This is a genomic window from Clostridia bacterium (assembly GCA_024653205.1).
Lineage (GTDB): Bacteria > Bacillota > DSM-521 > Neomoorellales > SLTJ01 > JANLFO01.
Window position 1 is genome coordinate 1 of the sequence record JANLFO010000038.1, and the last position, 11331, is coordinate 11331.

Sequence of the window (11331 nt, forward strand, 5' to 3'; positions counted from 1 at the left end):
GCGGCCGTACCGTGGGCGCTGGCGTGGTCACCACCATTAAAGAATAGCCGGGAGGCAGCAGTACGTACCGGGGGTACGTGCGTTTGCCCTGAGGGCGAGGGCCGGCCGGGCCGCAGCCACCTCGGTTCTTGGCTTTCAAGGGGTATCGCCCGAAGCAATCCGGGGACTGCCCCCGGCTCGGCCTGAAAAGTATCCCCAGTTTGCCCTGCCGGCAGTCCTGGTTCCCCCTCGTACCGGTCGCTTTGCCGACCGAGCAGCTTTGCGCTTCGCGCTCCGGCGGGCACACCGCGCGAGAACCCGTCAGGCGGCGGCGCGGCTTCGGCCATCCAGAGGCCTGGCGCCCGCCTCCACGCTCGCTCTCACCTAGTTCGGCACCCGGCACGCTTCAGGTACTCGGAGAAACCAGGACTGCCGGCAGAAGGTGGAGATACCTCAGTGGCTCGGCCCGTTGACAACACCCTGCCTTTATGATAGATTGTTGCAGACGATTTTGGGGGTGGACACCGGTGCGCGTGAACGTTACTCTGGCCTGCACTGAATGTAAGGAACGGAACTACACGACCAGTAAGAACAAGAAGAACGATCCCGATCGTTTGGAGCTGAAGAAGTTCTGCGTGCGGTGTGGTCGCCATACCTTGCACCGGGAAACCCGGTAGAGAGGACGTGAGGTAGTTGGCCACTAAGGCAGTGGCCGGGCAGGTGCCGTGGATCGAGCGCCTGCGCCGTTTTTTCCACGGAGTATGGACCGAACTGAAGAAGGTTCACTGGCCGACCCGGCGGGAGCTGAGCATTTATACCTTGGTAGTAGTGGTGGCAGTGGCGCTGGTGGGCGCCTTTATTTGGGCGATAGATTCGGTGTTTAGCTTCCTGCTGGAACTGGTTATCTAGGGAGGTAGGGCTTGGACCAGGCCCACGGACATCTATGGCTATGGCAAAACAGGAGAACGACGAGCGGCAGTGGTACGTCATTCATACCTATGCCGGATACGAGAACAAGGTAAAGGCCAACCTGGAAAAGCGGGTCAGCTCGATGAACATGGGTGACAAGATCTTTAAAGTGGTTGTCCCCATGGAGGACGAGCTGCAGATCAAGGACGGAAAGAAGAAAATCGTCAAGCGCAAGATATATCCCGGGTACGTTCTGGTGGAAATGATCCTTACCGAGGAATCCTGGTACGTGGTGCGCAGTACGCCCGGGGTGACGGGATTCGTCGGTTCGGGGGCCAGGCCCATCCCCTTGCGTCCCGACGAAGTACGCCAGATGCTGAGGGAGCCCGGTGCTGCCGAGCCCCGGCCGCGCATACGCCTGGTGGTAGGCGAGAATGTCAGGGTGACCGGCGGGCCCTTCCAGAATTTCATCGGTACCGTCGAAGAAGTGCAGCCCGAAAAAGGAAAAGTGAAGGTCCTGGTTTCCATGTTCGGCCGGGAAACGCCGGTAGAACTGGATTTTACGCAGGTGGAAAAGGTGGAGTGAGGTGAGGCCCAGTGGCCAAGAAGAAAGTAGCCGCCGTAGTCAAGCTTCAGGTGCCGGCCGGCAAGGCTAACCCGGCGCCGCCCGTGGGGCCGGCCTTAGGTCAGCACGGCGTAAACATCATGGCCTTCTGCAAGGAGTTCAACGAGCGGACCGCTTCTCAGGAAGGTATGATCATCCCGGTGGAGATCACCATCTACGAGGATAGATCCTTCACCTTCATCACCAAAACGCCGCCCGCCAGCGTGCTTCTGAAGAAGGCGGCCGGCCTGGAGAAGGGGTCAAGCGAACCCAATCGGGCCAAAGTGGCGCGGCTGCCACGGAGCAAGATACGCGAGATAGCCGAGCTCAAGATGCGGGATCTCAATGCCCACGATGTGGAGGCGGCCATGCGGATGATCGAGGGCACGGCCCGGAGCATGGGCATCGAGATCGAAGGGTAGGGATCACGGTGCCGAAAAGAGGAAAACACTATCAAGATGCGGTGAAGGCTTACGACCGGCAGGCGATGTATGCGCCGGAAGAGGCCATTGACCTGGTGAAGAAGGTGGCCTTCGCGCGGTTCCCCGAAACCGTAGAGGTGGCCGTGCGCCTGGGGGTGGACCCGCGGCACGCGGACCAGCAGGTCCGGGGCACGGTAGTTCTCCCTTACGGTACCGGCAAGACCCGAAGAGTCCTGGTGTTTGCCAAGGGTGAAAAGGCCAAGGAGGCGGAGGCGGCCGGCGCGGACTACGTAGGGGCCGAGGAGTTGGTGGAGAAGATCCAGGGCGGATGGCTGGACTTCGACGTGGCCATCGCTACCCCGGACATAATGGGTGCGGTGGGCAAGCTCGGCCGCATCTTGGGACCGCGCGGCCTGATGCCCAATCCGAAGACCGGTACCGTAACCTTCGACGTGGAGCGGGCGGTCAAGGAAGCTAAGGGCGGGAAGGTTGAGTACCGGACCGACCGCACCGGCATCGTTCATGTCCCCATCGGCCAGGTAACATTCGACACCGAGAAGCTGATGGAGAATTTCCGTACCCTTATCGATGCCCTGGTGAAGGCCAAACCGCCGGCGGCCAGGGGCCAGTATCTGCGGAGCATCACCGTTTCCAGCACCATGGGGCCGGGAGTAAAGATCCATCCGCAGAAAGCCTTGCCGCGCTGACAATCGAGTTTTCTTTGCGGCCGCAGAACGCAGGTGCCGTAAGGCTTAAAGTCCTGCCGAGGCCGGGAGCAAACGGGTTGAGACGGCGCTTGCCCGCGCCTGACGGTTGCTGGCAAGTCGATCTATCGGCCCGGCAAAGCGTTAACGTTCCTGGGCTCCTGCGTAGCGGGAGCCTAAACTTTTTTGGTGTGGAGGGAAGGCAGTTGGGGAAGCGGCGGGCAGAGAAGGAGGCCATTGTCACCCGGCTGGAGGGGAAGCTCGGCCGGAGCGAAGTAGTGCTTTTTGCCGACTACCGGGGCCTGAAAGTCAGCGAAATCACCGAACTACGCGAGCGGCTACGGCAGGCCGGAGCAGAGTTCCAGGTGGTTAAGAATACCCTAACCCGCTTGGCGGCGCGGCGGGTGGGCCTGGAGGGAACCGAGGCTTTCCTGGTGGGACCCACGGCCATTACCGTGTCCGAGCAGGAAGGAGCGGCGCCGGCCCGGGTGTTGCAGGAGTTTGCCCGGGATCATAAGGCGCTGGAGCTGAAGGGAGGGCTCTTGCGCGGTCGCGTCCTGACCGTCGACCAGGTCAAGAACCTGGCGGAATTGCCCGGCCGGGAAGAGCTTCTGGCCCGGCTGGTGGGCCATACCCAGGCGCCTCTGGCCGGCGCGGTGGGGGTGCTTCAGGCTTTACTGCGCAATCTGGTGTACGTGCTGGATCAGGTGCGGCAGGCCAAGGCCACGGCCTAAGCGGAAAAACCGGGTAGCGACCGGGGATGTCGTCAATAAGTGAGGGAGGTTAGAACGGGTGAGCAAGGTACAGGAGATCGTCGAGGCGGTAAAGGGACTCACGGTGCTGGAGCTGGCCGAATTGATCAAGGCCATGGAGGAAACCTTTGGGGTCAGTGCCGCCGCGCCGGTGGCGGTAGCGGCAGCGCCGGCCGCAGCCGCTCCTCAGGCGGCTCCGGCGGAGGAAGAGCAGACCGAGTTCGACGTTATTCTGGTATCGGCCGGGGACAAGAAGATAAATGTAATCAAGGTGGTGCGCGAGATTACCGGCCTGGGGCTGAAAGAGGCCAAGGACCTGGTAGACGGCGCGCCCAAGCCGATCAAAGAGAAGATCGGCAAAGAAGAAGCGGAGAGCATCAAGGCAAAGCTGGTAGAGGCCGGGGCTACGGTAGAGGTAAAGTAAGGCGGCAAGGGCGGAAGGGCCCGGGGTATCCGGGCCCCCAGCCCGTCACCAAGAGGTGGGGCGGCCACGGGCGGCCGGTCCGCCGGTGGCCGAATCGACCCGAAGATCTTCGGCCCAATCGGGCTTTGAGCCAACCCTCCTTGGTTGCCTTCCGGGTGAAATCCCATTGGGCTCCTGACCTTTTTCCTGGATTAGTTTTACCCGGCACGATCGGCCTATTGACGGCGGGGCCGTTTGGCGTTATTATATATAAATGCCATAGTGGCTGCTCGGTTAAGGGTGGCGAGTTTTGGGTATAATAGGTAGATAAGGGGCCTAAGGTGGAAAAGCAAAGCAAAACCCCGGGCATGGCTTTGCTTTTGCATTTTTATTGTCCTACGGGGGTGAAGTGATGGCCTATCCCTACCCGGTTCAACTGGGTACGAAGGAACGCTGGAGTTACGGCCGGATCCAAGAGGTTTTGGAGGTTCCCGACCTGATCGAGGTGCAGCGCCGGTCATACGAGTGGTTCATCAACGAAGGGTTGGCCGAGGTACTGCGCGATATCTCTCCCATCCAGGATTTTACCGGCAACCTGCTCCTAGAGTTCGTCGGCCACAGTCTGGGTGAACCCAAGTATAGTGTTGAAGCCTGCAAGGAGCGGGACATGACCTATGCCGCCCCTCTCCGGGTGAAGGTTCGCCTAATCAATAAGGAGACGGGTGAGGTTAAGGAGCAAGAGGTCTTCATGGGTGATTTCCCCCTGATGACCGAAAAGGGAACCTTCGTCATCAACGGAGCGGAGCGGGTGGTAGTCAGCCAGCTCGTTCGCTCTCCCGGGGTTTACTTCAGCGCCCAGACCGACCCCAGCGGTGCCCGCCTGTTCGGAGCCACGGTGATACCGAACCGGGGAGCCTGGTTGGAATTCGAGACCGATGCCTCGGGCCTTATTCACGTGCGGGTGGACCGCACCCGCAAGATACCTGCCACGGTACTGGTTCGGGCCCTGGGCTACGGTACCACTATGGCGGTAGCCGAGCTCTTTAACTACGATCCGCGCATTCAGACCACCCTGGAACGTGATAACGCCGATTCTACCGAAGAAGCGTTGGTAGAGATTTACCGCCGTCTGCGCCCGGGCGAACCGCCGACGGTCGAGAGTGCTCGGGGTCTCTTGGAGAGTCTATTCTTCGATCCCCGTCGTTATGACCTGGGAGCAGTAGGTCGGTACAAACTGAACAAGAAGCTGGGGCTGGACCCCGGCCTGACCGGCAGACAGCTTACCGCCGAGGACGTCGTGGCCCTCCTCCGCTATCTGCTGGACGTAATGGACGAGAAGCGGCAGCCCGATGACATCGATCACCTGGGCAACCGCCGCTTGCGCTCGGTGGGGGAGTTGCTGCAGAATCAGTTCCGCGTTGGGCTGGCCCGAATGGAGCGGGTAGTCCGCGAACGCATGACCATTCAGGACGTCGACGTGGTTACGCCGCAGCTTCTCATCAACATCCGACCGGTAGTGGCGGCAATCAAGGAGTTCTTTGGCTCCAGCCAGTTGTCCCAGTTTATGGACCAGACCAATCCGCTTTCCGAGCTTACGCATAAGCGGCGGTTAAGCGCTTTGGGACCGGGTGGTTTGAGCCGGGAACGGGCGGGCTTTGAGGTCCGGGACGTACACCATTCGCACTACGGCCGCATCTGTCCCATCGAGACTCCGGAAGGACCCAACATCGGGTTGATCGGCAGCCTCACCACCTATGCCCGGGTGAACGACTACGGGTTTGTAGAGACTCCCTACCGCAGGGTGGATAAGGAAAGAGGCGTGGTCACGAAGGAAATAGTTTACCTTACGGCCGATGAAGAAGAGCAGTACGTGATCGCCCAGGCCAATGCCCCCCTGGACGAGGAGGGGCACTTCCTGAGGAAGCGGGTGAACGCCCGCTACCGGGGAGAGATTCTAGAGGTACCGGCCGAAAATGTGGACTTCATGGATGTGTCCCCCAAGCAGGTATGGAGCGTGGCCGCCTCGCTCATCCCCTTCCTGGAGCACGACGATGCCAACCGGGCCCTAATGGGAGCCAACATGCAACGCCAAGCCGTACCCCTGGTGCGGACGGAAGCTCCCTTGGTCGGCACCGGTCTGGAATGGAAGGCGGCCCGGGACTCCGGGGTAGTGGTCCTGGCCAAGCACAGCGGGGTGGCAACCCGGGTGACGGCCAACCAAATCGTAATTACCGACGACCTGGGGCGAGAGCACGCCTACAACCTGATAAAGTTCATGCGCTCCAACCAGGGGACCTGCATCAACCAGAAGCCCATTGTCAAGAAGGGACAGAGGGTGGAAGTCGGCCAGGTAATCGCGGACGGGCCTTCCACCGCGGGTGGCGAACTGGCCCTGGGACGCAACGTGCTGGCAGCCTTCATGAGCTGGGAAGGCTACAATTACGAGGACGCGATTCTGATCAGCGAGCGCCTGGTTCGGGAAGACGTCTTTACCTCCATCCACATTGAGGAGTACGAGTGCGAGGCCCGGGACACCAAGCTTGGCCCGGAGGAGATTACCCGGGATATTCCCAACGTGGGGGAAGAAGTCCTCAAGGATCTGGACGAGCGCGGCATCATTCGGGTCGGAGCCGAGGTGCGTCCGGGAGACATTCTGGTTGGCAAGGTAACGCCCAAAGGAGAAACCGAGCTAACTGCCGAGGAGCGCCTGTTGCGGGCCATATTCGGCGAGAAGGCCCGGGAGGTAAGAGATACCTCTCTACGCGTGCCGCACGGCGAGTCGGGCAAAGTGGTAGATGTGAAGGTATTCTCCCGGGATAACGGTGACGAACTGGCCCCCGGCGTCAACCAGCTGGTGCGGGTCTACGTGGCCCAGCGCCGGAAGATTTCCGAGGGCGACAAGATGGCCGGACGCCACGGCAACAAGGGGGTCATCTCTCGCATCCTTCCCATAGAGGATATGCCGTTCCTGCCCGATGGTACACCGGTGGATATCGTGCTGAACCCTCTGGGCGTGCCCTCGCGCATGAACCTGGGCCAAATTCTGGAATGCCATCTGGGCTGGGCGGCCAGGGCATTAGGCATAGAGATTGCGTCGCCGGTATTCGACGGCGCTACCGAAGAGGACATAGTGCGTGCCCTGGAACAGGCCGGGCTGCCGCGTCACGGCAAGACCGTTCTCTACGACGGACGTACGGGCGAGCCCTTCGACCACGAGGTGACCGTGGGCTATATTTATATGCTGAAGCTGGCCCACCTGGTGGACGACAAGATTCACGCCCGCTCCACCGGGCCCTACTCCCTGGTTACCCAGCAGCCCCTGGGCGGAAAGGCCCAGTTCGGGGGCCAGCGTTTCGGGGAGATGGAGGTTTGGGCGCTGGAGGCCTACGGAGCTTCCTACACTCTGCAGGAAATCCTTACCGTCAAGTCGGACGACGTGGTAGGCCGGGTGCGCACCTATGAGGCCATCGTTAAGGGTGAGAACGTGCCCGAACCCGGCGTGCCGGAGTCCTTCAAGGTGCTGATTAAGGAGCTGCAGAGCCTGGGTTTGGATGTAAAGGTGCTTTCCGAGGAGAACCAGGAGATAGAGATCCGGGACGAAGAGGACGAGTTCGTGGATACGGCCAAGGAACTGGGGCTCGAGCTTCGTCCGGAGCATGCGCCGCCGGTGGTGGAGGAAGAGCCTCCGGAAGAGGAAGAAGAGGCCTACCTTCTCGGTGAGGACCTGGAAGAGGCCGAGGCTCTTTCCGGCGAACTCGAGGATCAGGATCTGGGGGAAGAGGAAGAAGTGGGCTGGGAAGAGGCTCCCGAAGAAGCTTCGGACTACGGTGAGAACCTGCCTCGGGTGAGAAAGCGCGAGGCCCAGTAAGGGCGGAAAGGAGAGAGGGCCTTGTTGGACGTCAGCAACTTCGAACGGATACGCATTGCCCTGGCTTCTCCGGAGCAAATCCGCGCTTGGTCCAGCGGGGAGGTCAAAAAGCCCGAAACCATAAACTACCGTACCCTGAAGCCGGAACGGGACGGCCTGTTCTGCGAGCGGATCTTCGGACCCACCCGCGACTGGGAATGCCACTGCGGAAAGTACAAGCGCGTTCGCTACAAGGGGATCGTCTGCGACCGCTGCGGGGTAGAGGTTACCCGGGCCAAGGTGCGGCGGGAGCGGCTGGGGCACATAGAGCTGGCCGCACCGGTCTCCCATATTTGGTACTTCAAGGGCATACCCAGCCGGATGGGGCTGATCCTGGATATGTCGCCGCGGGCGCTGGAGAAGGTACTGTACTTCGTTTCCTACGTGGTGGTGGACCCCGGCGACACCCCGTTGATGAAGAAGCAGTTGCTCAACGAGACCGAGTATCGGGAGTACCGGGAGCGCTACGGCAACCGCTTTGAAGCCATGATGGGAGCCGAGGCCATCAAACGGCTGCTGGAGGAAATTGACCTGGATAAGCTCGCGGCCGAACTGCGGCAGGAACTGAGAGAGGCCAGCGGCCAGCGCCGGGTAAGGGCCATCCGCCGGCTGGAGGTGGTCGAGTCCTTCCGCAAGTCCGGCAACCGGCCGGAGTGGATGATCCTGGATGTCATTCCGGTAATTCCTCCGGAACTGCGGCCCATGGTCCAGCTGGACGGCGGCCGCTTTGCCACCTCGGATCTCAACGACCTTTACCGGCGCGTAATCAACCGTAATAATCGGCTGAAGCGCCTCCTGGACCTGGGAGCGCCGGACATCATCGTCCGTAACGAAAAGCGCATGCTGCAGGAGGCGGTAGACGCCCTGATCGACAACGGGCGGCGGGGACGCCCGGTGACCGGCCCGGGCAACCGTCCTCTGAAGTCCCTGAGCGATATGCTCAAGGGCAAGCAGGGGCGGTTTCGGCAGAACCTCTTGGGCAAGCGGGTGGACTACTCCGGGCGCTCGGTAATCGTGGTGGGTCCGGAACTCAAGATGCACCAGTGCGGCCTGCCCAAGGAGATGGCGCTGGAGCTGTTCAAGCCCTTTGTAATGAAGCGCTTGGTAGACAAGGGGTTTGCCCACAATATCAAGAGCGCCAAGCGGATGGTAGAGCGGGTGCGGAACGAGGTCTGGGACGTTCTGGAGGAGGTCATCAGAGAACATCCGGTGCTGCTCAACCGGGCTCCAACCCTGCACCGGTTGGGCATCCAGGCCTTTGAGCCGGTGCTGGTGGAAGGCCGGGCGCTGCAGATCCACCCCCTGGTCTGCACCGCCTACAACGCGGACTTTGACGGCGACCAGATGGCAGTCCACGTCCCGCTTTCCGCGGAAGCCCAGGCCGAGGCCCGCATTCTGATGCTCTCGGTAAACAACATCCTCAACCCCAAGGACGGCCGGCCGGTAGCAACACCCACCCAGGACATGGTTATCGGCTGTTACTATCTCACCGTACAGCGTCCGGGGGCCAAGGGTGAGGGCAGGCGCTTTGCCAGCTACGAAGAGGCCTGTCTGGCCTACGAAAACGGCCTCTTGGATCTTCAGGCGCGCATTACCGTCCCGGTAGACGGCCGGCCTACTGAGACCACCCTGGGCAGGCTGATCTTCCACTACGAGGCTCCCATCCCCAAGGAACTGGGGTTCTACAACTGCGAGATCGACAAGAAGCGGCTGGGAGAAATCGTGGCCAGGTGTTACCGGCTCAAGGGTAATGCGGCCACGGCCGAGGTGCTGGACGGGATCAAGCGGCTGGGCTTCCACTATGCCACCCGGGCGGGGCTGACCATCGGTATTACCGATCTAGACGTGCCCACCGATAAGTACGAAATAATTGCCCGCACGGAGGCGGAAGTGGAGAACATCGAGCAGCAGTTCCGGCGAGGCCTTATCACCGAGGAAGAGCGCTACCAACGGGTCATCCAGTTGTGGAATGAGGCTACAGAAGAGATCACCCGCAAGCTCACCGAGAACATGGATAAGTTCAACCCGGTGTTCATGATGGCCAATTCCGGCGCCCGGGGCAACATCCAGCAGATCCGACAATTGGCAGGGATGCGGGGCCTGATGGCCGATCCCCAGGGCCGCATCATCGACCTGCCCATTAAGGCCAACTTCCGGGAAGGCCTCACGGTGCTGGAGTACTTCATCTCCACCCACGGCGCCCGCAAGGGTTTGGCGGATACCGCTCTCCGCACGGCGGACTCTGGCTATCTCACCCGCCGCCTGGTGGACGTGGCCCAGGATGTAATCGTGCGGGAGGAGGATTGCGGCAGCACTGAGGGCATATCGGTGGGCGAGGTCACCGAAGGCGACCGGGTCATCGAGGCTCTGGAAGAGAGGATTACCGGCCGTTTTGCCGTCGAGGATATCCGCGACCCCAAGACCGGGGAAATCATAGTGCGGGCCAACGAGGAGATCCGGGAAGAGCAGGTAGAGCAGATTCTGGCCGCCGGGCTCAAGGAGGTTAAGGTGCGCTCCCCCCTGACCTGTCAAACCCGGCACGGCGTATGCGTAAAGTGCTACGGCCGGAATCTCGCCACCGGATATCCGGTGGAGATCGGGGAAGCAGTAGGCATCATCGCCGCCCAGTCCATCGGCGAGCCGGGCACCCAGCTCACCATGCGCACCTTCCACACCGGCGGGGTGGCCGGCGAGGATATTACCCAAGGTCTCCCTCGCGTAGAGGAACTCTTCGAAGCCCGTCGGCCCAAGGGGCAGGCCGTCATCGCCGAGGCACCGGGGGTGGTAACCCGCATCGGTGAAGGCCGGGGCCGGAGGGAGATCGAAGTGGTAGGTCCCGAGGGCGAACCCCGGGTTTACCAGGCGCCCTACGGTTCGAGGCTTAAAGTAGAGGTGGGAAGTCAGGTCGTTCCCGGAGACGAACTCACCGAGGGACCGGTGAACCCCCACGACCTGCTCAAGGTTAAGGGCATCAGGGCGGCCCAGCTCTACCTGCTGCGCGAGGTTCAGCGCGTGTACCGCATGCAGGGGGTAGAGATCAACGACAAGCACATCGAGATCATGATCCGGCAGATGTTCCGGAAGGTGAAGGTAGACGACCCGGGTGACACCACCCTCCTGCCCGGAGGTATTGTCGACCGCTTCGAGCTTCAGGACGAGAATGCCCGAGTGGAGGCCGAGGGAGGGAAGCCGGCAACGGCGCGGCCGGTGATCTTGGGCATCACCAAGGCCTCACTGGCCACGGACTCGTTCCTGTCCGCGGCTTCCTTCCAGGAGACCACCCGGGTACTGACCGAAGCGGCCATCAAGGGCCGGGTGGATCCCCTGCTGGGATTAAAGGAGAACGTAATAATCGGCAAGCTCATCCCGGCCGGTACGGGTATGTCCCGTTACCGCCAGCTCAAGATGCTGGTTCCTTCCGAGCAGGAGGAGCAAGCGCCGTCAGCCCCCGAGACGGGGGAGGCGGGACTGAGGGAGGTCGGGAGCTAGGCCGGGCACCGAAGGCGCCCCCAACTGCCGGCAGGGTAAGGTGGGATCCGGCGCGGGAACGGGTCTACTGAGTAATTCCTACCTTTCGACGGCAGTCCTGGTTTCCGCGAGTACCTAAAGCCTCGCCGGGCACCGAACTCGGCGAGAGCAAGGGTGGAGGCG

Annotated in this window: 9 protein-coding genes; all 9 read left to right on the forward strand. The window is 61.6% G+C overall.

Annotation, left to right across the window (positions count from 1 at the left end; translation table 11 throughout):
- Positions 1-467 precede the first annotated feature (467 nt).
- The 9 genes from rpmG to rpoC all read left to right on the forward strand — a co-directional run bounded on the left by rpmG (position 468) and on the right by rpoC (position 11169).
- Positions 468-656 carry a 50S ribosomal protein L33 gene (gene rpmG / locus NUV99_11810; protein ID MCR4420775.1) on the forward strand — a complete coding sequence of 63 codons (189 nt, stop codon included), beginning with the start codon at positions 468-470 and terminating at the stop codon, positions 654-656.
- Between the two features lie 16 nt (positions 657-672).
- On the forward strand, positions 673-888 hold the full coding sequence (gene secE, locus NUV99_11815) for a preprotein translocase subunit SecE (protein MCR4420776.1): 216 nt from the start codon (positions 673-675) through the stop codon (positions 886-888).
- Positions 889-922: 34 nt separating this feature from the next.
- Positions 923-1474 (forward strand): transcription termination/antitermination protein NusG, encoded by a 552-nt coding sequence (nusG, locus tag NUV99_11820; protein MCR4420777.1) that lies wholly within the window; start codon positions 923-925, stop codon positions 1472-1474.
- 11 nt (positions 1475-1485) lie between these two features.
- A complete protein-coding gene (rplK, locus tag NUV99_11825) occupies positions 1486-1914 on the forward strand; it encodes a 50S ribosomal protein L11 (GenBank protein MCR4420778.1) in 429 nt (142 codons plus the stop codon).
- 8 nt (positions 1915-1922) lie between these two features.
- Positions 1923-2621, forward strand: a complete 699-nt coding sequence (gene rplA / locus NUV99_11830) for a 50S ribosomal protein L1 (GenBank protein MCR4420779.1) — start codon at positions 1923-1925, stop codon at positions 2619-2621.
- Between the two features lie 203 nt (positions 2622-2824).
- Positions 2825-3352, forward strand: coding sequence for a 50S ribosomal protein L10 (gene rplJ, locus NUV99_11835; GenBank protein MCR4420780.1), 528 nt, complete (start codon positions 2825-2827; stop codon positions 3350-3352).
- 58 nt (positions 3353-3410) lie between these two features.
- Entirely contained in the window at positions 3411-3794 is a 384-nt protein-coding gene (rplL, locus tag NUV99_11840) for a 50S ribosomal protein L7/L12 (GenBank protein ID MCR4420781.1), read from the forward strand.
- Positions 3795-4185: 391 nt separating this feature from the next.
- The gene (gene rpoB, locus NUV99_11845; GenBank protein MCR4420782.1) at positions 4186-7641 is read left to right on the forward strand and encodes a DNA-directed RNA polymerase subunit beta; all 3456 of its coding nucleotides are present in this window, start codon (positions 4186-4188) and stop codon (positions 7639-7641) included.
- Positions 7642-7662: 21 nt separating this feature from the next.
- The gene (gene rpoC, locus NUV99_11850; protein ID MCR4420783.1) at positions 7663-11169 is read left to right on the forward strand and encodes a DNA-directed RNA polymerase subunit beta'; all 3507 of its coding nucleotides are present in this window, start codon (positions 7663-7665) and stop codon (positions 11167-11169) included.
- Positions 11170-11331: the final 162 nt, after the last annotated feature.

Excerpts from the sequence above, each read along its gene's own strand:
- rpoB (MCR4420782.1), top strand. The coding sequence starts at position 4,186 with ATGGCCTATCCCTACCCGGTTCAACTGGGTACGAAGGAACGCTGGAGT.
- rpmG (MCR4420775.1), top strand. The coding sequence starts at position 468 with ATGATAGATTGTTGCAGACGATTTTGGGGGTGGACACCGGTGCGCGTG.
- nusG (MCR4420777.1), top strand. The coding sequence starts at position 923 with ATGGCTATGGCAAAACAGGAGAACGACGAGCGGCAGTGGTACGTCATT.